The following is a 23,175-nucleotide window of genomic DNA, read 5'->3' on the forward strand; positions in this document are numbered from 1 at the left end:
GAAGGGGAGTTTTTTTCACCGCTAATCCGTTACCGTCACGATAATTTTCGTCCGTTTGCCTGCGAATTTCACTGTGATCGTCGCTTTGCCCGGCCCGTTCGCCCGAATGATTCCGTCTTTAACATCCGCTACTATTAATTTTGAAGATTGCCATAAAGCTTCGACGGACACATCCTCATCCGTGCCGTCCGCATAAGTAGCGGTGGCCTTGGCAGAGTATGTTTGGCCTTTTTTCAATTCCAGCTGCACTACGTCTGTTTTTAAATATTTCAAAGTATCTACGTCGACTTGAACGGAGATAGATTTGCCGCCGTATGAGGCCGTAATTTTCGCTTTCCCGTATCCGGCAGCGGTGACCTGCCCCGCATGGTCGACGTCAGCAACTTTATAAGAGGAGGTTTTCCAGTCTGCCTCTGCCGTTACGTCTCTTTCGGATCCGTTGGAGAATGTAGCCGTCACGGCGATCTGCTTCTGATCGCCGGATTTCAGAGACAAGGCCCGGGTATCGGCGGTCAGCTTCGTGATGATATCGACATCTACCGCAATGGTGACGGACTGGCCTCCGTACTTGGCGGTTATGATCGTTTTGCCTCTTTCGAAGGCCGTAACCGCACCTTTGCTAACATCGGCATATTTCGGAGAGCTGGATAACCATTCCGCATCGCGGGTAACATCCCGGACATTGCCGGCCTTATCGGTGGACGTCAATTTAATATAACCGGTTTGCCCCTGATTCAGCATCAAGGTTTTCCGGTCTGCGCTCAACTCCTGAACGACGTCCACAAAGACGGGAATGGTAACCGTCCTGCCGCTGTATGTGGCGGTTACTTTGGCTTCTCCGCTGTCCGTCGCGGTGATCAGCCCTCTGCGGACTTCCACGGAGGAGTCGGAGCCGGCCGACCATTCAGCCTGATGGGTAACCTCTTCCATCCGGCCGTCTGCATAAACAGCATGTACCGTAACTTGATGGGTATCTCCTTTTTGCAGGGCGAGGGAATCGATGTCTGTCGTCAGTTTTCTAGGAATATCTACGTCTACGACGATGGATGCCGTTTTATTACCATACTTCGCGGTTATCGTAGCTTCTCCGGAGCGTTTACCGGTAACCACGCCTTTTGCAGCAAATGCGGTTGCTTCCTTATCCGACTTCCATTCCGCTTTGTTCGTTACGTCTTCCCGGGTTCCGTCCTGATAGGTGGCGAACAGCTTTAACGGTTCGGATTGGCCCTTCTGCAAGGAAAGAAACTCCCGGTCTATCTCCAGAAGACGCGGAACTTCCACATCAATCGCGATATCAATCGACTTTGCTTCGAAATGGGCGGTGATGATAACCTCGCCCGGAGCAGAGGCATGGACTTTCCCTTTGCTGACAAAGGCAATCTTTTCGTCGCTGGAGGTCCATTTCGCCGCATTCGTGATATCTTCGACTCGACCGTCGGCATAAGTGGCTTTTAAAGTAAGCTGCTCGGTATTGTTTACCCTCATAAATAAGCTTTGCCGATCCACCTCGAGCTTCTTGGCCGAGTCGACATCGACTTTGACCGATGCCGATTTGCTTCCGTATTTCGCCGTAATAACGGTTTCGCCGGGAGCGTAAGCCGTAATCTCGCCGCGGATGGCGTCGGCCACCGTTTCGTTGCTGCTGGACCATTCCGCCTGTTCGGTCACATCCTCGACCGTGCCGTCGGGGAAGGTGGCCTGCAACGTTATTCTCTCCGTGCCGTCGACAAGCAGGGAGACCTGGGGTTTGTCCGCATCCAGCCGGCGGACCAGCTCAACGCTGACGGGAATCGAGACCGAACGGCTCCCGAACTTGGCTACAACGGTGGCCGTCCCCGAGCCCAGTCCTTCCACCGTACCGTTGACGACTGTCGCGACCTCGTAATTGTCGACGCTCCATTCGGCTTTCTCGGTCACGACCTCCTTCGTCCCGTCACTGTAAAAAGCAGTTAACTCCACCTGCTCTTTAACGCCGGTACGAAGCTGCAGGGAATGACGATCCTTCGTCAAAGCCTTGACCTTCTTGTGAATCGTTACCTTGACGACGACTGTCTTCCCCTGATAGGTCGCCGTCAGGACAGCGGTTCCTTCGCCCTTTGCCGTAATGGTACCGGCGTAGACCGACGCCACTTCCGGATTTTCGCTCTCCCAATCCGTCTTGATCGTCACTTCTTCCGTTTTGCCGTTGACATAGACTGCGGTAGCCGTTAACGATTGGGTGTCGCCGATCTCCATTGTCAGCTCGTTCTTGGACAGAACGAGCCGGGAGATTTCCTCCGCTGCCATTACGCTGCCTGCTCCCATGCAATAGAAAAGCATGGTCATACATAATACAACCTGAACGATTTTTTGCAATCTTCCTTGCCTCAACGTCATTGTCCTCCTTGATAATTAATATGCAGCCGGGATAAGGATTCGGAATTATGGAGCGGGCGGGGGAGCTGAAATCCGAATCATGGTTTATATCGGCAAATGAGAAGGAACAAATTGGGGTTTCCAGATGGGAAATGCATGTAAAAACTGTGTAAAACGCTCCCATATGATTCCGCGGTGACGCTGTGCTCTTTCAGGAAAAAAACATCCGCCTATTTATTTTGCAGGGGGAAGGAGAGACGGAACAAGGCTCCTCCTTCCGGTCGGTTCTCGGCGGTGATGCTTCCCGAGCACCGTTCGACAATGGCGCGGGCAATCGCGAGCCCCAGCCCGTTCTCCCCGTCATGTCCTTTGACAAAACGGTAAAAAAGCTTCGGAACGATATCTTCCGGAATTCCTTCCCCATCGTCGGTCACTTCAATGACGATGCTGCCATCCTTGCAGAAGGAACGGATGACGACAGACGAACGGGCGTGCCGGATCGCATTGGCGATTACGTTCAGCAACGCTTGAATTAGCTTGTCCGGATCGGCATAGATGATAGCATCAAGCGATGTATCATCCTCTCTGTATTCAACCGCAATCCGGTTTTGGATGATAAGAGGATCGAGCTTTTCTATCGTTCGGGCAACGACCTGATGGATCGCTACTTCCGTATGGGCGAAGATTCCGTCCTCGATATCGAGCTTGGCCAGCAGCATGATTTCCGTCACGATTTTCTTAAGTCGTTCGCACTCTTCCGCGATGACGTTCAATCCGTGCTTCGCCTGCTCCTCTTTAAAGACGCCGTCCCGGATTCCTTCCGCATAACCTTGAATATTCATCAATGGAGTTTTCAGTTCATGTGAAGCATTCTGGAAAAATTCCTTCTGCGTCCGATGATACCCGTCCAGCTCGGCAGCCAGCTTATGGACGCTTGCGGCGACCTCCCCGATTTCTCCGCCCGCCTTCACCATCTGAACCTCGGAGAAGCGGCGATTCTGCACTTTGTGCAGTTCATCCCGCAGAGTGGACAGGGGAGTGACCAGCCGCCTTGTAATGAATATGCTGAGCAGCAGCGCGAACAAGGCACCCAACCCGAAGATGAGGACCATTCGTTGGATGAAGCTGAATTGGATCGATTTCAACCGGTCCATTGGAGCAGCGACGACCAGCTTGTCCGAATAATCGTTCGCCTGGATCGTCTCAATCAGGTATGTGTTCTGCTGGCCCTTCCATACATTGCCTTCTCCTAGAGCCAGCTCCCGGGCATTCTGAATAATCTCCGTGTACTCTTCGTTGGAGACGGGCAGGGAAATGGCATTATTGTTGGAATAGAGGAAGGCCATATGGGCATTCGGCGAAACGATCTGCGTGACCAAATCGACGGTTCTATTCGTACCGCTGCTGTGGGAGGACCCGGTCCCCATATACTGCAGCATGACAGCCCGGCCTTGTTCCCTCATTTCTTTCCGTTGGCTGTCGATCAGGATATCCAACAATAACGTGCTCATTAACCAAGCGGTCACGATAAGGAGAAAAAGAAGGAGTAAACCGAATGCTAGATTCAGGCGAGTCAGCAGCCTCATGACGGCTCCTCCTCTGTGGAACGCAGCCTGTATCCGTAACCCCACACGGTATCCAGCGGGAGATTATCCATTTTTTTGCGTATCCGTTTCACCAAATCGTCGACCGCCCGGTCGCTGCCGTAATAATCTGCACCCCAGACTTCATTTAACAGCTCGCTTCGGGAATAAGCATGGTTCGGTCTTTCCGCCAATATGTACAACAGGGTAAACTCCTTCGCTGTCATCTCGAGCTCGGAGCCGTGCCAATATACTCTTCTTTCTTCTGGAATGATTTGCAGAGCCCCAACCACCAGAGTTGTCGGGGAAGCCGCGCATCCCGTGCCGGGATTCGCCTGCTGCATGGACCACCTGAACAGCAGTCGGTTGACCTTGGCCACCAGCTCGCGCGGGCTGAACGGCTTCGTTAAATAATCGTCGCTTCCCAGCTCCAGTCCCATAATTTTGTCCACTTCCTCATCCTTGGCGGAAATCATGATGATGGGCACCTCGTCGTCGTTCCGGATCTGCCGGCAGAATTCATAGCCATCCATGCCGGGCAGCATAATGTCCAGCACCCACAGATCGGGGGGCATTACTTTACGCAGCTGGAGCGCTTCTTCCGCGGATGAAACACCGATCGTGCGATACCCTTCCCGCTGCAAATAGGCTTCAACAATTTGCCGAATATGAAGCTCGTCGTCAACAATTGCAATAAACTGAGACATTCCTATTCAGTCCTCCGTAGTCAGTAAAATCATGTTTATTGTAACAGATGGAAGAATGGGCGGGAGGGATTGGAGGCGAATTCTACACTTTTTCTACATCTGATCGTTCTTCTGCGATTGGGGAGCTTTTCAAAGCCAGGTCACCGTGCCGGAAAAAACAACAGCCACCGGTAGGTTTCTGCCGGTGGCTGCGTATAATATTAACTGCAATCGGATCCGGATTGAAGTTCGACGGGAACTTCCGGAATAATGGTGGACAGGGCCGATTTATACAAGGTTTGCTGCTTGCCGAAGGAGTCGTGGATAACGATGACATATTTGTCAAAAGCAGTGATCGTTCCCTTTAGCTGTACCCCATTCACGGTGATGATGGTGCATTTCGTATTCTTTTTACGCAAGGTGTTCAGATAAAGATTCTGGTCAAACAGAGGCCTGGTTCTTTGATCAAGTTCCTGCATTGGTTTAATCCCTCTTTCTCTTTAAGGATTTTAATCTAATCATACCATAGAACGGAGGCTGCGGAACAAGAGTCTAACGCCTTATATACAACCTTGGATTGGGACAGGAAGTCCTGTTGTGGTATGATGATAAAAATTATGAACAGCAGGTGATTGACATGAAAAAACGGACATGGTTAATATGCGCGGCCTCCTTAATAATGATCTTGCTCCTGTCGGGATGTGCCCAAGCCGGCCAGGCCCCTTCCGGACCGCCGACACCGTCCTACGAACCATCCTCCGAACCATCCTCGTCCCCGGTACCCGAGCCCAGCTCCGAACCCGTACCCGGCCCTTCTGCTGAGGCAGAAGAGGAGGAGGGGCTTGCCGGCATTGTGAACCGGATGACACTGGACGAAAAAATCGGACAGATGATCATTGCCGGTGTCGATGGGACGGTCCCTTCGGCCCGGGACGAAAGAATGATCAAGCAGCAGCATGTCGGGGGCATTATTTTTTATAAAAACAATTTATCCGACCCGGCTTCAGTCGTTAGCTTCGGCAACCGGCTCAAGCAATGGAATGAGGGCCATCCGGTTCCGCTGCTTCTGTCCGTTGATCAGGAAGGGGGGCGGGTAAGCCGGCTTCCAGGCTTCGATCAACTGCCGACCGCTCAGGAGGTGGGACGATGGGGCCGCCCGGAAGCGGCCGGAGAGCTCGGAAGGATTCTGGGCGAAGAGGTCGGAGCAATGGGGTTGAATATGAATTTTGCCCCGGTGCTGGATATTAACAATAACCCGAAGAATCCGGTTATTGGAGACCGCTCCTTCGGTTCTGACGCTGAGACCGTAACCGGCATGGGGCTCGAGGTAATGAAGAAGATGGCGGAGACCGGGATCATCCCGGTAGTCAAGCACTTTCCGGGGCATGGAGATACAGAGACCGATTCCCATCTCGACCTGCCGGTCATCAGGAAGAGCGAGCAGGATTTGGCCGGTCTGGAATGGAAGCCGTTCGCGGAGGCCATCCGGGAAGGAGCGGACGCCGTCATGGTGGCGCATATTCTGTTTCCCGAGATTGACGGGCAGAATCCGTCTTCTTTGTCAGAGAAGGTAGTGACGGGACAATTGCGCGATAAGCTGGGCTTCGATGGGGTAATTCTGACGGATGACCTCACTATGGGGGCAATCGTCAATCGGTATGGCATCGGGGAAGCCGCCGTTCTCTCTGTCCAGGCAGGGACGGATATATTGCTGGTTGCCCACGAGTATGCCAATGTCGATGCCGTGATCGCCGCCATAAAGCAAAGTGTCGCCGAAGGCAAGCTGACCGAGGAACGGATCAACGAGAGCGTGCTGAGAATTGTTCGGTTGAAGGCTAAATACAACCTGGAGGACAAACCTGCAGAAACGCCGGATGTTAGTGTCCTTAACGGTCAGATCCGGACGATGACCAATCAATTCAGCACGAAGACGGCTAAAGAATAGTGCTTGCTTGCGGCGTATAATTCGACGACACAGATAGAAAAAGACAGTCCGGCGCTAATACTATCGGGTAATCCGTAGAAAGCGTGGACTGTCTTTTCCGTTTACTCTTTCTTCTCCTTATCCGTAGATGCTTGCAGCCGTGCGGGGGACGGGGTGGAGGCGGATCCATCGGACTCCACATAATGCTGCAGCACGGACAGCTTGTTATCCCAAAACCGATCAAAATAAGCAAGCCAGCGCTTCAATTCGAGAAGCGGCTCCGGCTCAAAACGGTATCGTGTCTCCCGCCCGACTTTCCTCTCCTTGACGAGCCCTGCATCGGCCAAAATGCGCAAATGCTTGGAAACGGCCGTCCGGCTTATCGGAAAGTGTCCGCTAATCGCCGTCACGGCCATCTCCCGGTCATCGATCAGTCTGAGGAGCTTGCGCCGGGTGGGATCGGCAATGGCTTGGAAAACATCCACTTTCGGAGAGGTCATGTCAAGCCTCGACATACTCGCCCAGCTTCTTAACCAATCCGGTCCAGCCTCCGCTCATCCGGTCGTGGACCAAGGCGTGGGATTCGCCGAATTCGGTAACGGTTTCGGTATCCCACCCGGAATGGATCAGAGTGAACTCTGTCTTGCCGTCCAGCTCTTTCAGTTCGAAGGTTAGGGTCCAATCCTTGCCCCAGCGGAAGGAAAGGCGATGGGGCGGCTCCGCTTCCGTTACTTTGCAGGGCGACATGCCGAACGGACCCGCGTTGATTTGAAATTTATGGCCGACGACGGGCTGCATATCATTCGGCATAAACCAGGAGGCCATGCCTTCTGCAGTCGCAACGGCCTCCCATACTTTCTGAATAGGCGCGTTAAAAATCTGTGTTTTACGGATATCGGGCAGGGCATTAGAATTTTTGGTCATGTTTAAGTCCTCCCATCATCAAATAAGTATCTTACTTTCTGGTGTTTACCTTGCTCTGCGGGCGAAAACGCAAGGCCGACCAAGTTTCGTCCACCGATACATTGCTGACCGCTCTGTACTCGGAGCTATTCTGTACGATAGCGTTTAATGTATCCCGGTTAATATCGGTCTTGATCTTAGAGCTTTGCTTGGGATAGGCGATCCAGAACAGGGCGTCCTCGTTCAATATCGGAAGAACCCGCGGCAGCCATTCCTCCGTATCCCGGGCGTTGTTCACGAACAGCAGCACGAAATCACAGATGCCGTCCGTGCTGTCGCTCGCTTCATTTCCAAGACTGAATCCTGGCGGGGAATTAAGAACAGCGGCAGCTTGTCCGCTTTTATAACGTAATTTCTTCAGCAGCTCTTCATTCATTTAGCTCAACTCCTGTATTGGCTTAAAAATCATTATATGAAACCTTTTGGTTTCATGTCAAAGGAAAATTCAGGCCCTTACCCTAATGGGCAGGGCACCAATCCATTCAAGCGGGGGAACGCGTATTTCAAAAAAAAGCGTTTATTTTACTGCAATTTGCCAGCGGACTCCGAACGGATCCTCGACGCGGCCCAGCATCGAGCCCCAAGGCATTAACTTCAGAGGGAAAATGACCCTTCCATCCCGGGATAGCCGCTCGAATACGGTTCTCGCTTCGGCTTCCGACTGCAGTTCGAGTGCCAGATCAATCTGATTTCCGGAGCGGTTAGGGGAAGAGTCGGCCATAAAAATCTGCAGCTCGCCGACCTTGAGCACGAGGTGCATCACTCTGCTTCTCTCTTCCGGGGAAGCGTCGGGCCAATTTTCGAAGGTTTGTACGCTCACAATTTCCCCGCCCAGTGCTTTTGCATAAAAATCGGCTTGTTTTCTGGCATCCTCGCAATAGATATACGGACTCAATCTGCTCATAGCCAATCCCCTTTTCTCATATAGGCTGCAGCTATTCCTAAGTTTATCATAGCGTTATAATGAAACCAAAGGGAGAAGGCTGAAGGCTTATCTCTGCTTCGGGTGTTAAAGTCTGGCTGCGGCTGTGGCTAGCCGGATGATATCCGGTTAGCCATCCAAGCCCCTGTCGGGAAGGGAGAGTAAATGATGTACAAAATTATGATTGTGGAGGATGATCCCAAAATTTCCGAGCTTCTGCAGTCCTATATTCAAAAATATGGGGACGAGGGGATCGTCGTTAAAGATTTTCAGCGCGTTCTGGAGCAATTTCAAGAGACGGAGCCCCATGTGGTGCTGCTGGACATTAATTTGCCGAGCTTCGACGGGTATTATTGGTGCCGCCAGATCCGAACCGTCTCGACCTGCCCGATCATCTTTATTTCTGCGCGAAACGGGGAGATGGATCAGGTCAGAGCGATAGAGAACGGCGCGGATGATTATATTACCAAACCGTTCCATTATGAGGTCGTCATGGCCAAAATCCGCAGCCAGCTTCGGCGTGTATACGGCGATTATGCGGTCAAGATGAGCGAAAGGACCGTGGACAGGGACGGCCTAGTGCTTTATCCGGAGAGGATGGAGCTGCATCTGAAGGGGCGCATGGTTCCGCTGACGAGAAAGGAGACGGTTCTGGTCGAAACACTGCTGGAGCGCTGTCCGCGTGTCGTTAGCCGGGAAATGATCCTGGACAAGCTCTGGGACGACTATACCTATGTGGACGATAATACGCTCAGCGTCAATATAACGCGCATACGCAAAAAGCTGACGGAGCTCGGCATCGAGGAAGCTCTGGAAACCGTCCGCGGAGTAGGTTATCGTCTGAACAAGACGTGGGAGGCTCAAGAACGGACATGAGATTGTTTTTGCGGGAGCACCTACCTCTGATCGGCTTCACGATCGTTCAATTGTTCGTTGTCCTTCTTGTCTACTGGTTTGACGGTTACGACCATCTGTCCACCGCCTTGTATGCCGTTTTTCTGGGATTGTTTCTGTTAACGGGCTACTTGGTGTTCCGGTACTACAGCCATCGCAGGTTTTATGAACGGTTATCGAGTCCCGAAACATCGCTGAGCGAATCTATTCAAGAACTGGATTCTGCCCCAGTGCCGGAGGCGCTGGGGCAGCTGCTGAATTCCTTGTACCGCAACTACCAGCAGCAATTAAAAACGTGGGAAAGAAAGCAGCAAAACCACCTAACCTTTATGAATCAATGGGTTCACCAGATGAAAACCCCTTTGTCCGTCATTGAGTTGATCATTCAGAATGAGGAGGACCCGCGGCTCGAAAGTATTTCGGAGGAAACGGACCGGATGCGGGCGGGACTGGAGATGGTGCTGTACATGGCCAGGCTTGAAACATTCGAGCAGGATTTTCACGTTGACAAGGTGTCGCTGCGCGAGATCGTCAATGACGTGATCGGCGAAAATAAACGTTTGTTCATCCGCAGCTATGTGTATCCGGAAATCCAGGTCGATTCCCGATTTATCGTGGAAACGGATGCCAAGTGGCTTCGCTTTATTCTGCAGCAGCTGCTGTCCAACGCCATCAAATATTCGGCCGGCAGCCGGGAGAAGATCACCGTCGCCGCTTCCTCCGAGGGGCGGGCGGTCCATCTCGAAATCAGGGATCGCGGAGTCGGCATCCCGGCATCGGATCTGTCGCGCGTGTTCTATCCGTTCTACACCGGAGAGAATGGCCGGCTCTTTAAAGAATCGACCGGTATGGGACTTTATCTCGTGAAGCAGGTGGTAGACAAGCTGAACCATGAGATTGACATCCGGTCCGAGACGGGCCGCGGAACTACGGTCCGAATCACTTTCCCCCATGCTTCCCATTAGGGAGGCCCGGGGTACTGGAGGACAGCCGATCCGTCGGAGAGAATCCCAGTCCATTTTGGAGCCGGGGTTCTTTTTTTGCCGGAGAGAATGGTGCGGATTTGGCCTTCACTGCGCGTAATCTTACAAAGTTGTTAGATTAATGAAAGACAATGCGATAGGAAAGACGGCAAGGCTGGAGTAAACTGTAAGCAGAACGGTAAAAGGTAAGGAGATCTAACAGCTATGGAAATATTAAAAGTGCATGATCTGAGCAAAATTTATCCGGGCAAGGTGCCTTATGAGGCCCTCTCCAACATTAATTTAACGATTGATAAAGGGGAGTTTGTCGGAATTATGGGACCGTCGGGGAGCGGAAAGACGACTTTGCTGAACCTGGTCTCCACGATCGACTTTCCTACGTCGGGGGAGGTGCGGATTGAAGGCAAGAACCCTCACCAATTATCCAAAGAGAAGCTGGCGTATTTCCGCCGCCGTGAACTGGGATTTATTTTCCAATCGTTCAATCTTCTGCACACCTTGACGGTTAAAGAAAATATCGTGCTGCCCCTGACCCTTGACGGGGTAGATGTGAAGGAAATGAACCGGCGAGTGGCCGTGATGGCGGCAAAGCTGGGAATTGAATCCATCTTGGACAAACGAACCTATGAAATCTCGGGAGGACAAGCCCAGCGGACGGCGATTGCCCGGGCCCTCATCCATTCCCCCAAGCTGGTGCTGGCCGACGAACCGACCGGAAATCTCGATTCCAAGGCCGCCCGCGACGTTATGGAGCTGATGGCCAAATTAAACCGGGAGGAGGAAGCGACGATGATGCTGGTGACTCATGATCCGATTGCCGCCAGCTACTGCCATCGCGTCGTCTTCATTAAAGACGGACAGTTCTTCAACGAGATCCATTGCGGGGACAACCGTTCCTCCTTCTATCAGAAAATAATTAACGTTTTATCGCTGCTGGGAGGGGATGCGCATGACTTTTCGCCAATTCGCGTTTAATAACATCATGCGCAACAAGCGCACCTATCTGGCCCATTTTTTGAGCAGCGCCTTTTCGGTCATGATTTTTTTTACGTATGCCCTGCTTCTGTTCCATCCGAATCTGCAGGGTGAGCTGGCTTCCACAAGTAAAACGATGAGCCAATTGGCGACGATGGGAATGAGAGTGTCCCAATACCTGATTTTCATTTTCTCTTTTTTCTTCCTATTGTATTCGGTCAGTGCATTTCTGAAGATCCGCAAGAAGGAATTCGGCATTCTGATGACGCTCGGAATGTCTCCCAAGCAGTTGAACAAGCTTGTTTTCATAGAAAATATGATGATCGGGATGGCCGCGATCATTACGGGAATACTTATTGGTCTCGTCTTTTCCAAGCTTATTTTGTTAATCAGCGCGAGCATTCTGTATATTGAGAAAGGGCTGGCCTTCTATATTCCAATTCAAGCCGTATGGACGACAGCCGGGGCGTTCTTCCTTCTGTTCGTTCTGATTTCGCTGTTCACTTCGCGAACGGGAACGCGGGTGCAACTGACGGAGCTGATTCGATCCGATGAGAAGCCCAAGCCGGAGCCCAAAGCTTCTCTGATCTTGTCGCTGCTCGCTGTTTTACTGATTGGCGCAGGGTATGCAATGGTCTTTTTGTTCGCGGTGCAAAGATTGTTTTCCCTGATCCTATTGGCGGCAGGGGTAGGTTTTGTCGTGCTGGGGACATATTTTCTGTTCACTCAATTGAGTGTTTATGTGATCCGGGCGTTGAAGAAGAAGGAACGGTTGTTCTTTAATAAAATCAATCTGCTGACTCTCTCGGAATTAAGCTATCGGATGAAAGACAATGCGGTCATGTTCTTCATCGTAGCGGTTATTTCAGCTTCCGCATTTACCGGCATCGGCACCAGCCTGGCGATCGCCGATCCGGGGCTGGCCGAGATGACGAACCCGTTCGCCTACAGCTATTCCAGCAGTCCGGATAACCGCTTGAAAGAGAAGCATCTTCAGGAAATCAAGGACCAACTGGAGGGCGCTAATTTGTCCTATCGGGAAGCTAAGGTCGTTCCGGATTATACCGAAAATGGAAAGACCATCTTGAAGCTGAGCGAGTACAATCAGCTGGCGGTCGCTCTCGGTTATCCCGCCGAATCGTTGAATGAAGAGGAAGCCATATTGGTTCCGGGCACGATAGCGGAGAAGGACCGATTCAAGAAAAATGACAGGTTGCCGGTTTCCGCGACATTAATGCAGGGAAAACTGGATATTTCCTTGACCGTCAAGAAAGCAGCGCCCTACATGGTCCTGCCTTCCTTCAGAAATATCGTGGTCGTTGCGGATTCCTTGTATGACCGAATATCCGAATCATCCGGCCTTCAGGAGTATTACTATTTCGCAGTGGATCAGTGGCAGAAGTCCAGAGGGGTTGCCCTAGCTTTGGCAGAACGGATCCCGCCGGACCCGGAAGCGGATTACTATTTATCCTCTCTGGTATTCGAATGGCTGAGCTCCAAGCAATCCAACGGCATTTTGCTCATTGTCAGTGTGCTGGTGGGAGTCGTGTTCTTCACTTTTGCCGCAAGCTTCATCTACTTCCGGCTGTATGCCGATTTGGAAAGAGACGAGCGTCAGTACCAGATGATTTCGAAAATTGGGCTGAGCAAATCCGAGTTAAGAAGAATGGTCACAAGGCAGCTTCTTCTGCTCTTCTTCCTGCCGATTGTGCTGGCTGTGATTCACAGCGGGGTGGCCTTCATGGCTCTGCAGTTTCTGGTCGATTATTCCATTGCTTACAATTCTTTGATCGTTTTTTCCTCCTTCGTCCTGGTTCAGTTGGTTTATTTCTTTGTCATCCGCTGGCGGTATTTGGGGCACTTGTACCAGAAGCTGGTGTGAACGGAAATCTTGTGGTAGGTTGTCGGCAGCTACAGCATCCTGGTAAGGTGTAGAAGGAGCGAAGAAGAACGTTTTGGAACTGGAGAAGGTCCGAGGATAACAGCGATTGGGAGCCCAAACGGTCTCGAGTAACTGGACATTCGCTATGGACCAAAAGTCCAGCAGCGAAAAGTCCACTCTTGTCTTCCAGAAGTCGGGCTTAGAAGAAAAATGGATGAAAAAGGGTTATAATAAGGAAAAGGATGGAAGGAGGACCCGCTATGATAAAAATGGTACTTATTCGTCACGGCCAAAGCATATGGAACCTGGAAAACCGGTTTACCGGTTGGACTGATGTCGATCTATCCGAACAAGGGCTGAGGGAAGCGAGGCAGGCGGGCAGAATCCTGGCGAAGAACGGATTTGTATTCGACAGGGCCTATACATCCGTGCTTAAGAGAGCGATTAGAACCCTATGGATCATCCTGGATGAGATGAATCTCATGTGGATTCCGGTTGCCAAGTCGTGGATGCTGAATGAGCGACATTACGGCGCCCTGCAAGGTCTCAATAAGGCGGAGACGGCTGCTCAATACGGGGAGGAGCAGGTGCAGTTGTGGAGAAGATCGGTCTCCGTCAGACCTCCTCAGTTGGATATGAAGGACGATAGATATGAAGCGGCCGATCCCCGATATAAGGATTTGAAGGAAGGGGAATTTCCCTTGACCGAGAATCTGGAGGATACGGAAGAGCGGGTGCTGAAGTATTGGCACGAAACGATAGTCCCCGTGCTTAGGGAAGGACAGAGAGTCATTATCTCCGCCCATGGGAACACTTTGAGGGCGCTGGTCAAATATCTGGACAATATCCCGGCCGATGGAATTGTCGGGTTGAATATTCCGACAGGGGTTCCGTTAGTGTATGAGCTGAATGAGGACCTTAGGCCGATCAGGCACTATTATCTGGGGATTGACGGGGAGCTCCCGGAAGGGACGGTTTCGGCAAGTCTTTAAAACAATTTCCTATTTACAAAGGTATAGGTTTTAACAGAGAGGGAGAGGCGCGAGCCATCTTCCTCTCTTATTTTGTTGGGAAGGGAGAGCAGGATTTGCTGTGACACCACCTATGCCCCTTTATATTAGACAAATGTAGAAAATATTCGCCAAACGTATTGACTATTATTTTTGACAAGTGTAAAATATGAAAAAAGACAATTGTCAAAAAAGGAGTTGGAAGACATGAAAAATATAAAGAGGCTGCCCGATGCGGAATTTGAAATTATGAGGGTCGTCTGGGCTAACGAACCGCCTATCACTACCGCGATGATTATGGAACAGCTCGGGAACGAGCGGAAATGGAAAGCCCCCACGGTTATTTCACTTATGATGCGTTTGGTGGAACGGGGGTTTCTGCAAACCGAAAAGGAGGGGAAAGAGCGCACTTATTATCCGCTGATCCGTAAAGAGGAATACCTTGCCTTGGAAACGGAAAATTTTATGAAGCAATACCACGAGAATTCATTCCTGAGCTTTGTCAATACGCTGTACAACGGGAAACAGCTCTCGGACAAAGAGCTGGATGATTTGCTGAAATGGGCCAAGGAACGGAGGGAGTAATTCTTGCAAAATTTATTGATTTCCTTACTTGAGAGTTCGCTGGCCATGTCGGCTATTGCTCTTGTGTATATGGCTATTACGCCTCTGCTTTCCAAGAAATTTACGGCTAAAGGACTCTACTATGCGTGGCTAGTCATTGTTGTCGGACTGATTATTCCGTTCCGGTTCCACCCGCAAGCATCGGCTATTAATATAAATACGCTGATCCCCGGGCTAAAGACAGCGAGCGGTTCCTTCGGGGAACAGGCAGTTTCTGCCGCGACGGTTACCTCGCCCGTCATTCCGTGGTCTGTCCTTGCCGGTAGCCTATGGCTTGTAGGAGCGATCGTATTTATCGCCTATCATGCCGTTCGACACAGACGTTTTCTGAGAATGGTCAAGCGCTGGAGCGACGAGATCACTGCTCCGCAAGTCCTGAGCACACTGCAGGATGTTCGAACGGAGCTGGGAATCCGGCGGCAGGTTAGGCTGAAGGTCTGTCCCGGCATTTCCAGTCCGATGCTGATGGGCTTTGCCCGTCCGGTCATCTTGCTTCCGGCGGGAAATCTCCCGGCAGATCAGCTTGAGCTCATTTTGCAGCACGAGCTGGTTCATTTCAAACGCGGAGATGTTTGGTACAAAACGCTTGTGTTTCTGGCGACCGCCCTGCACTGGTTCAATCCGTTCGTCTATATGATGGCAAGAGAAATCTCCGTCCAATGTGAAATCTCCTGCGACGAAGAAGTGGTCAAAAATACGGACAGGAACGGCCGGCAGCGATATGTTGAAACCATTATCGGACTGATTAGAAAGCAGTCCCGGATGCAAACCGTGTTCTCAACTAATTTCTACGGAGGTAAACAGGGTATGAAGAACAGAATTTTGTCCATCATGGATTCCCGAAGCAAGAAATGGGGGATATCCATTGTGGCCGTCATCGTTATAGCAACGCTAAGCACGGGGATTGTGCTGAAGCTGAACATGGAGAATTCCGACACCGTGACCCCCCTGACAGCATCCGATGCGGAGGTAGGGGTGGAAAAGGAACGTCCGGATCCTCCGCTTACAGGTTCCACTTCACCGACGGGTTTGGATGGAGAAGTAGAAGGGGAAGGATCGGAGCCCGATCCGTCAGTGAACGGCAGCTTGTCAGGTGCTCCAAAGGAAAGCTTGGAGGAAGGAAGGGCTTCCGGGGATGACGCATCGGTTCAAGGACCGAAGATGTTTCAATCCACACAGGATAATCTGGTAGCAGGGCCAAGCGGAGCGGCACCTGGACCTGAAGCTTCCATGAATGGCGCCTCGACGCGTTTAATTGAGGGCAAAGGGGAGCCCGCTCCTGTGCGTGACACTTCTGCCGATGATTCTGCGAGTATAGTCGAGGTTAACCCGAATACGGTTAAGCAAGACCCGTCTTCCGAGCCCGGTGTCTTTAATTTAGTAAAGGATTGAGAAAGACTGCGTAGAAGGAAATTCGAAAGGGTTGACAATGTGCAAAAGACATGGATATTTAGGCTGGTAGTAGCTTTAGTCGCCGTTGTCATGCTGGCAGCCGGCTGTTCAACTAAAGAGGATGGATCGAGCGACATCAGCAATACCGATTCCAATCCATTTGAACTGGATGACAAGGATACCGTTGTTTTGGGCCATATTGGTCATGGACTGGCCAATCCGGAATTAGATGAAACGGGCGCGAGACTTCCCTTGCGCTATAGCGGCGGCGAATTAAAGTTAGATTATACCGTAAATGCAGCCGGAAAGGCGAAAAATGTCGGCTTTCTTGTCTTCGTAGACGGAATCCCGCAGCCTTATAAAATTAATACTGCCGATGCTCCTTATGAGTATATGCACATCTTTGAGCTGGAGGGGGATGACGTGCAGACGCCTTTCTCCTTTATCTTCACCCCGGTCACCGGCAAGCAGGGGGAGACCTTGAGCGTCAGCATTGCCAGCGTATATAATCCGGCATTTATACCGGACATGAAAGAAACGAGTTCTTATGGAAGCTATCACGATACGTTGGAATCGATGTTTTCCCTTGTTTTTGACAAAGACGCGGAGGCTCTCGATGTTTCCTCTATCCCGCATAACGAATATTTAAGTGATGTTCGCCTGTCGGCCGAACTGATCACGAAAGAGATGATGGAAACCCAGGGCGGTTTTGTAACGATAGATTCGGAGACTCTGGAGAAAAATGTATTCAGCCGTTTGTATTTTGACGGGGCGGTTCTGTCGAAGGTCGACAATCTCCAGGTGAAGGACAGCGGCACCCTTCATGTCACCTTTCAAATATTCGGCCATCCCGGAGTGAGGTATAGAAATACGTTCTACATCAATCATAAACCTTTAATCGGCAAGGAAGGAAGCACTTTTGAAACGGTACTCGCCAAGGGCGAGGCGGCAGTGATCGACGCGGATATCGATTTAGGGAAACTGGAGGAACTCAATACGTTTTATGTCGTTTCGGTTCCGGTGAATGCCGCCGATTTCCCAGATGATGTCGTTGTCTTGGAAAAAACAGCGTCCATCTTATTATATAAATGAATGGAGACCAAGCGGCCTATGAATAAGAAGCTGTTGATCGTCATATTACTTCTATCCGTATTATTAGCTGCGGGATGCGCACAAATCAATGCGAATTCAGAACGTTCGATAGATCCGTCTCCCCGTACGGAAAGCCAGGCTAACAATAAAACAGACACACCCGATATGGCGGCGACTCCCGTCGTTTCCAAATTGAAATTGGAGAAGATCCAAGGCGACATCAAGAGCATTCATTACGCAGATGGCAATAAGGTGCTCATATCGGCCGACAAGCTGTATTTATATGACCTGGGCACGGGGAATGTTGTGGCGGAAGCCCCGCGAGAAGCATTCGAGGGAGAAAATTACTGGGTGATTGACAGCGGGTACGTTGCGGTCGGGGTAAAAATCAGTACCGGCAAAAGCAACGGGAGTATGTTGACGACAAACGAAGGGATGGCCTACAGCGCCGTCTTCTATGACCGGGAGCTGAATAAACAATCCGAATTCCATTTCAATTCATTGCTTGATGGCGATGACGTATTGTCTACCGACTCGTTTTCGTTTTCTTCCGATGGAAACCAGGCAGCTTATGCAACATTATCCGGCCTATATCTATATGATTTTAGAAAGGATAAGAGGACAACGGTCATCGATTTGCTCTCTGAAGATTATAAGGGGCGCTCCGGCCTTGCCACGATTGAGCAAATCGGGTTCACGAACGAGGACAAGACTATTGCTTTCAAGGCGCAGAGCTTGGATGTCCCCGCTATCCCCGGCAAGCCTTCTTTCGATACGTGCGGTACAGTCAACACGGATGGCTCCGCACTATCCAATCGGACCTTCGACAATTACATATGCAAGGAACTGACGGCTTACAACAAGGTGCTATTCTTGGCGGAGGATTTTACGGTTCCATCAGGAAAAATTCTGGTTATGGATACTCCCGGCGGGACAACGAAGCTTCATACGTTGACGGAGAAGGGCGAAAGCGGATTTGTAACGGGCTCCGATTCGGGACGCTATTTCGCCACTTCGCTTGCAGACAAGAACGGCACCGGATGGAAAATTCGGGTATATCATACGGAAACCGGTAAGCTGGAAGCGGAGCAGCTCGTCTCGAGTGACGGGAAGGAGCTCTATATGGCCAGAGATCCGAAAATCAAGGTGATCGACGATATAAGGACTTGCATTGTGCTATTGGGATCAACACAGGCGGATATTGAAACCAAAGTGGTGATCAGTCAGTTTTAATTTTGAAAACCGGGCGCTTTCTTCTTTTAAGTCCCAATTGTTCTTAGAAGAAGAAAGCTGCTTTGTTTCATAGGAGGAACGGATGGGTGAAAGTAACCTTCAAAGGAATTTCCAAGCAGTATAAAGGCAAGTATGCGCTGAAAAACTTTACGTCCGAGCTGGAGAACGGGATTTATGGTTTGCTGGGGGCGAACGGTGCGGGAAAAACGACGCTGATTAACATCTTTGTCGGCATTTTGAAAAGCGATGAGGGGCAAATATTGATCAATGGCGAGGATGTGCGGGGCTTGGGAATAGACTTTCTGTCCCATATCGGTTATTTGCCGCAGTATCCGCAGTTTTACAAAAACTTTGAAGTGATCGATTTCTTGCGGTATATGTGTGTGCTTAAAGATATTCCCATGGAAAAGGGCGAGAAGAGGGCCAGGGAATTGCTGGAGATCGTCAATTTGAGCAGTGCCCATAATAAAAAGATCGGAGCGCTATCCGGCGGAATGCGCCAGCGTGTCGGAATTGCACAGGCAATGCTCGGCGACCCGGATATTCTGATACTGGACGAGCCTACAGCCGGACTTGACCCGCAGGAAAGGATCCGGTTCCGCAACCTGATTGCCAAATTTGCCGAGAACCGAATCGTATTGCTCGCTACGCATATTGTCTCCGATATTGAATTTATTGCCAATCAGGTGATCCTGCTCAAGGACGGCCAGTTGGTGAAGCAGGATACGCCGCAGGCCCTAATGAGGGGAATGGAGGGGAAGGTTTGGAATGTAACGGCGACGGATGCGACGGTCGATGACAAGCTGAAACGCCTTAAAATCAGCAATATGATGCGGGACCAGGAGAAAATTCTGTTAAGGGTGATTGCCGACGAGCAGCCGGATCCCCATGCTGTCCATGTGCAGGCGAATTTGGAGGATGTTTTCTTATACTATTTCGGAGAGGGCGAGCAATGGTAAAACTAATCGTTTATGAATGCCGCAAGCATTTCCTGAAAACGTCCGTTCTTCTGGCCGTGCTGCTTTTCTCCATCCTGAGCGTTGCCAAAATATACAGCGTGTACGATGGGAACTCGCTGCTTTCCAAAAACTATTCTGGCCCCGAGTGGAAGGAACTCTATTGGGAGATGTACGAGGACTTCGGAGGAAAAATAACGGATGAAAAAATCGGACGGCTCATGGCCATATATGGACCTCTTGAGAAACAAACGGCCGATCGTACGGCAAGCACGCGAACGGATAACCCCGATACCTACACCGGAAATGTCTACAACGACCGCCTTTTCTTCGATTGGTGCTTTGTGAAGCCCATGAAGTATGCCTATATGTACAGAAATCATGCTAACGATATTGTGACTGCGGCCAAGGATAATATGGATTTTTATGAATCGGTCGGCAATGGGTACGAATACCGAAAGAATGCCGCCATTGCGGAGCTTTTTAAAGAACGGGCTATATCCCACTTTTCCTATACGGAAATGTACCAATATTACTTGCATTATGATTTTTCCGCGTTTCTAGTTTTGCTGATTTGTCTGTACGGCTTAATGAGCGTATTTGTAACCGAGAAGGAAACGGAGATGGATACCCTCTTATTGACTACGAAGGCAGGGGGAAGACGAACGGTTATCGCCAAGCTTGCCGCTTCTGCCATCTTCATATGTATCGTCTGCTCCTGGTTCTGGCTGATTGATTTCACGGCATTTTCCGGGATCTTCGGTTCTCTGGAAGCCGCTTCCTCTCCTCTGTACGCCGTCGAGAATTTCGCAAACTCATCGATTGCTGTGAGCCTGGGCCAATACGCCCTGCTGTCCGGCTTGGTGAAAACGGCGGGAATTCTCGTGCTCGGCCTGACGTTTCTGCTCGTTTCCTGCCTGTTTAAAAATGCCCTGCTGCCTTTTATCATCAGCCTGTTCTCCGCCTTCGGATTGATCTATATGGAGGAAGCGTACATGGGCTCCGGACACGTGCTGTTCAAAGTGATCAACCCGTTTGTGCTGGTCGTCAATCGGGAGCTGTTTCGCAAGACGGAATTTGTCAATCTGTTTGGTTATCCTGTGTACAGCTATCTGTCGGCCCTCTTGTTTGCGGCCGTCTGGGGGACGGTATGTATTGTGGCCATTGCGATGCTGGTCCGCAAGAATGCTCAATCCGGAAAAGGGGGGAAGAAGCGTGTCCTTGTGGATTTATGAGATGAAAAAAATGTTTTTCTATCAGAAGGGTCTGCTGTTCATCGGATTGTATTTCGTTATCAGCACGGCGGCCCTGATCGCTTTCGACACGCCCGTCAACCCGGATGTGGAATTGAATGCTCCGCAGTATTTTTATTACCTGGATCAAGTCCGCGGTCCATCCTCGGAGGAAAGCGAACGGTTCTTGACGAATGAATCCCGTCGAATTTCCGACGCAAACGTCGCCTTGCGAAAAGCATACGACGATCATTATGACGGGAACCTTTCGGAAGATGAATTGGTGGCCATAACCCGTCCGTTGGAGGACATCGTCCGGAATGAAAGAGGCTTTAACCTTGTTTTTGACCAATATTCGTATATCCGCGAGCAGCCGGATAACCGGTATTTTCTGTATACGAACGGCTGGGACGGGCTTCTGTCTCATGACAGCCTGGATTTGTTCTTTCTTTTATTGCTGCTCGTACTCGTGGCTCCAGTGTTTTGCTACGAGTTTGAAAGCAAGATGGATCCGCTCATCCTTACCGTCAAGAAAGGAACAAGGGTTCAGGCTGTCACTAAGATAGGTCTTGTGCTGGCAACCGTTGCCGTGCTCTGTCTATTCACCGAGGGCTTAAGATACGGTTTCTTTCATTTCAAATACGGCTTCGATAATGGAAGTTATCCGCTGCAAAGCTTGTCCTATTTTGGAACGTCTTCCAAGGATGTCACGCTGTTCGGCACATTTGTATGGTTGGCGGTGTGTAAGCTGTTCGGCTATCTAAGCTTTGCCATGCTCATTATGTTTTCTGCGGTATATATAAAGAAATACGCGCTGACCCTATTCGCCAGCACTGCCATGGTCCTGCTCCCCTATTTCGGATTCCGCCTGGAATCCTCGAAATACTGGTTGCCGGGGCCGCTCGGGTTTATGATTTCCACGGGATTCTTCCGAGGGAACGAGTATGAGTACAACATCTATACGGAGCAGAAGGACGTCTTATTTCAGGAAGTTTCCGGCACGGCGTGGCTCCTGTTGTTTGCCGTTACGTTGTGCATCGGTATTGGCATGTTTATTGGAATCATGTTTCGGCATAGGAATGTATGGGGCGCCGGCCAACGAAGTCACCGGCTGAGGCCGGTCGGTCTTACGCTCATCCTTAGTCTGGCCGCATCCGCGTTATCCGGCTGCGCCTCTAATGGAGAAGAGGGGAACTATGATATTTATAACTCCTCTTCCAAAAGGTCGTTTGAGAATGAGCGCTATCGGTTTTATGCAGATGAAACGATTATGTTCGAGGATAAGGAAACCGGGGAGCAAGAAAACTTGATCCGAAACCCGCTGCAATCATCCACCAAGGTCAGAGATGTTATTTACGGCAACGGTTCGCTTGTTTACTACATGAAGTATGATTTTGACAAGTCAAAGCTTCGGGAAACGGTTGACCGATTTTCGATTATAGAAGTAGATACGGCGACCTTTGAGGAGAGAATTGTTTTCGAAAAAAACCTGAACGCAGATAGAGATCATTTTTTGGGGCTGAATAAAACCTCCGTGTCCGATGAAGTTTTCTTCATGACAGTAGACTCTTTTTTTATGGACGAGCGCAGCATCTACCTAATCGGCGAGGGGGAGATCAGGCGGGTAAATAAACTAACGGGCAACGTGAGTGTTATCGTCCAATCGCGGGTGATGCGAAGTGTCGCTTTTGACGGGTGGAATATTTATTATGTCAATGACAAATCCGAGGTGGCCAAGTACGATACGAAGACCGATTCGGAAACGGTTATTCCTGATCTTATAACGGAATATTTTGTGTTGACCGATACGGAACTGCTTTATATCAATCGTAAAGATAAGCAAAAAATCTATGCCATGAATTTGCGTGATTTTTCAATTCGTAAGATAACGGATAAAACCGTCCTAACCTTTACTTTCGACGGGAACTATATTTACTATGAAAGTAAGGCAGACCTTAAGACATATCGAATCGACCGGGACGGACAAGAGGAGACGCTTATCGCAACCGATAAAGGAATACGGGACTAAACCGAAATAAGCACCAGGGACAGGAACGGCAAAATCACGGGAGGAAATAAAGGTCCCGGTTCATTAAACCATCTCAAAACGCTGCAAAGCGTTTTTTTTCATATTTAAAATCGGACGTCTTAGCTGAAAGTGCCTCTTTTAATCAGTGGGGCTATCCCGATATCCAGTTTGCGATTTTCAGCACCGGGGACTCTCGTATGATGTGAACTCTTTCGGGATAGCCCGGTCATCCGCCGGATCGGGTAAAAGACAAACAAAACTGCAGGTCTTTTAGGGGAAAAAGCCGCGCGATACCTAATTCTAAAGCGATAGTGCAGGTCTTTTAGGGGAAAAAGCCGCGCGATGCCTAATTCTAGAGCGGTGGCTCCACGGCCCCCTAACGAAACTGGAGTCCTACCCTACAATATATTATTGTATTTCTTAGGGAGGCGACCAGTATG

21 protein-coding genes are annotated in these 23,175 nt (G+C 50.3%); 13 read left to right on the forward strand and 8 right to left on the reverse strand.

The window, feature by feature from the left end:
- Positions 1-21: 21 nt before the first annotated feature.
- The 4 genes from ACTHRH_RS23455 to hfq all read right to left on the reverse strand — a co-directional run bounded on the left by ACTHRH_RS23455 (position 22) and on the right by hfq (position 5,103).
- Positions 22-2,370: an Ig-like domain-containing protein gene (locus ACTHRH_RS23455; RefSeq protein ID WP_260982001.1), complete on the reverse strand. Its 2,349-nt coding sequence runs from the start codon at positions 2,368-2,370 to the stop codon at positions 22-24.
- 215 nt (positions 2,371-2,585) lie between these two features.
- The gene (locus ACTHRH_RS23460) at positions 2,586-3,941 is read right to left on the reverse strand and encodes a sensor histidine kinase (protein ID WP_144933718.1); all 1,356 of its coding nucleotides are present in this window, start codon (positions 3,939-3,941) and stop codon (positions 2,586-2,588) included.
- Positions 3,938-4,645, reverse strand: a complete 708-nt coding sequence (locus ACTHRH_RS23465; RefSeq protein WP_144933719.1) for a response regulator transcription factor — start codon at positions 4,643-4,645, stop codon at positions 3,938-3,940. Before ACTHRH_RS23465 ends, ACTHRH_RS23460 begins: the two co-directional genes overlap by 4 nt.
- 200 nt (positions 4,646-4,845) lie before the next feature.
- Positions 4,846-5,103: an RNA chaperone Hfq gene (gene hfq, locus ACTHRH_RS23470; RefSeq protein WP_144933720.1), complete on the reverse strand. Its 258-nt coding sequence runs from the start codon at positions 5,101-5,103 to the stop codon at positions 4,846-4,848.
- 158 nt (positions 5,104-5,261) lie between these two features.
- On the opposite strand from hfq, the gene nagZ reads away from it, so the two are divergent.
- Positions 5,262-6,569: a beta-N-acetylhexosaminidase gene (gene nagZ, locus ACTHRH_RS23475; RefSeq protein ID WP_379287115.1), complete on the forward strand. Its 1,308-nt coding sequence runs from the start codon at positions 5,262-5,264 to the stop codon at positions 6,567-6,569.
- Positions 6,570-6,670: 101 nt separating this feature from the next.
- Here nagZ and ACTHRH_RS23480 read toward each other — a convergent pair whose 3' ends face one another.
- The 4 genes from ACTHRH_RS23480 to ACTHRH_RS23495 form a co-directional block, all read right to left on the reverse strand.
- Entirely contained in the window at positions 6,671-7,063 is a 393-nt protein-coding gene (locus ACTHRH_RS23480) for an ArsR/SmtB family transcription factor (RefSeq protein ID WP_186328228.1), read from the reverse strand.
- Entirely contained in the window at positions 7,050-7,472 is a 423-nt protein-coding gene (locus tag ACTHRH_RS23485) for an SRPBCC family protein (RefSeq protein WP_379287112.1), read from the reverse strand. Before ACTHRH_RS23485 ends, ACTHRH_RS23480 begins: the two co-directional genes overlap by 14 nt.
- Positions 7,473-7,503: 31 nt before the next feature.
- Positions 7,504-7,887: a hypothetical protein gene (locus tag ACTHRH_RS23490; RefSeq protein WP_144933723.1), complete on the reverse strand. Its 384-nt coding sequence runs from the start codon at positions 7,885-7,887 to the stop codon at positions 7,504-7,506.
- 141 nt (positions 7,888-8,028) lie between these two features.
- Positions 8,029-8,415: a VOC family protein gene (locus tag ACTHRH_RS23495; protein ID WP_440417877.1), complete on the reverse strand. Its 387-nt coding sequence runs from the start codon at positions 8,413-8,415 to the stop codon at positions 8,029-8,031.
- A gap of 186 nt (positions 8,416-8,601) precedes the next feature.
- Here ACTHRH_RS23495 and ACTHRH_RS23500 point away from each other — a divergent pair, with 186 nt between their 5' ends.
- The 12 genes from ACTHRH_RS23500 to ACTHRH_RS23555 all read left to right on the forward strand — a co-directional run bounded on the left by ACTHRH_RS23500 (position 8,602) and on the right by ACTHRH_RS23555 (position 22,735).
- Positions 8,602-9,309, forward strand: coding sequence for a response regulator transcription factor (locus ACTHRH_RS23500; protein ID WP_144933779.1), 708 nt, complete (start codon positions 8,602-8,604; stop codon positions 9,307-9,309).
- Entirely contained in the window at positions 9,306-10,292 is a 987-nt protein-coding gene (locus ACTHRH_RS23505; protein WP_144933725.1) for a sensor histidine kinase, read from the forward strand. The genes ACTHRH_RS23500 and ACTHRH_RS23505 overlap by 4 nt, the downstream gene beginning before the upstream one ends.
- 222 nt (positions 10,293-10,514) lie before the next feature.
- Complete coding sequence (locus ACTHRH_RS23510) at positions 10,515-11,285, forward strand: ABC transporter ATP-binding protein (RefSeq protein ID WP_144933726.1); 771 nt, start codon at positions 10,515-10,517, stop codon at positions 11,283-11,285.
- Complete coding sequence (locus ACTHRH_RS23515) at positions 11,260-13,167, forward strand: ABC transporter permease (RefSeq protein WP_144933727.1); 1,908 nt, start codon at positions 11,260-11,262, stop codon at positions 13,165-13,167. Before ACTHRH_RS23510 ends, ACTHRH_RS23515 begins: the two co-directional genes overlap by 26 nt.
- 260 nt (positions 13,168-13,427) lie before the next feature.
- Positions 13,428-14,159, forward strand: a complete 732-nt coding sequence (gene gpmA, locus ACTHRH_RS23520; protein ID WP_440417880.1) for a 2,3-diphosphoglycerate-dependent phosphoglycerate mutase — start codon at positions 13,428-13,430, stop codon at positions 14,157-14,159.
- A 225-nt stretch (positions 14,160-14,384) separates the two neighbouring features.
- Positions 14,385-14,762 (forward strand): BlaI/MecI/CopY family transcriptional regulator, encoded by a 378-nt coding sequence (locus ACTHRH_RS23525; protein WP_144933729.1) that lies wholly within the window; start codon positions 14,385-14,387, stop codon positions 14,760-14,762.
- A gap of 3 nt (positions 14,763-14,765) precedes the next feature.
- The gene (locus ACTHRH_RS23530; protein ID WP_440417882.1) at positions 14,766-16,193 is read left to right on the forward strand and encodes a M56 family metallopeptidase; all 1,428 of its coding nucleotides are present in this window, start codon (positions 14,766-14,768) and stop codon (positions 16,191-16,193) included.
- A gap of 39 nt (positions 16,194-16,232) precedes the next feature.
- Positions 16,233-17,285, forward strand: a complete 1,053-nt coding sequence (locus ACTHRH_RS23535) for a beta-glucanase/beta-glucan synthetase (protein ID WP_440417884.1) — start codon at positions 16,233-16,235, stop codon at positions 17,283-17,285.
- Between the two features lie 18 nt (positions 17,286-17,303).
- Positions 17,304-18,518 carry a transcriptional regulator gene (locus ACTHRH_RS23540; RefSeq protein ID WP_440417886.1) on the forward strand — a complete coding sequence of 405 codons (1,215 nt, stop codon included), beginning with the start codon at positions 17,304-17,306 and terminating at the stop codon, positions 18,516-18,518.
- Between the two features lie 86 nt (positions 18,519-18,604).
- Positions 18,605-19,477: an ABC transporter ATP-binding protein gene (locus ACTHRH_RS23545; RefSeq protein ID WP_379288914.1), complete on the forward strand. Its 873-nt coding sequence runs from the start codon at positions 18,605-18,607 to the stop codon at positions 19,475-19,477.
- On the forward strand, positions 19,471-20,709 hold the full coding sequence (locus ACTHRH_RS23550; RefSeq protein ID WP_379288916.1) for an ABC transporter permease: 1,239 nt from the start codon (positions 19,471-19,473) through the stop codon (positions 20,707-20,709). Before ACTHRH_RS23545 ends, ACTHRH_RS23550 begins: the two co-directional genes overlap by 7 nt.
- Positions 20,690-22,735, forward strand: a complete 2,046-nt coding sequence (locus tag ACTHRH_RS23555; protein WP_440417889.1) for a DUF5050 domain-containing protein — start codon at positions 20,690-20,692, stop codon at positions 22,733-22,735. The genes ACTHRH_RS23550 and ACTHRH_RS23555 overlap by 20 nt, the downstream gene beginning before the upstream one ends.
- The last annotated feature ends 440 nt before the right edge of the window (positions 22,736-23,175 follow it).

Origin of the sequence: Paenibacillus sp. SAFN-117 (genome assembly GCF_051966115.1) — a bacterium.
Classification (GTDB): domain Bacteria; phylum Bacillota; class Bacilli; order Paenibacillales; family NBRC-103111; genus Paenibacillus_L; species Paenibacillus_L residui.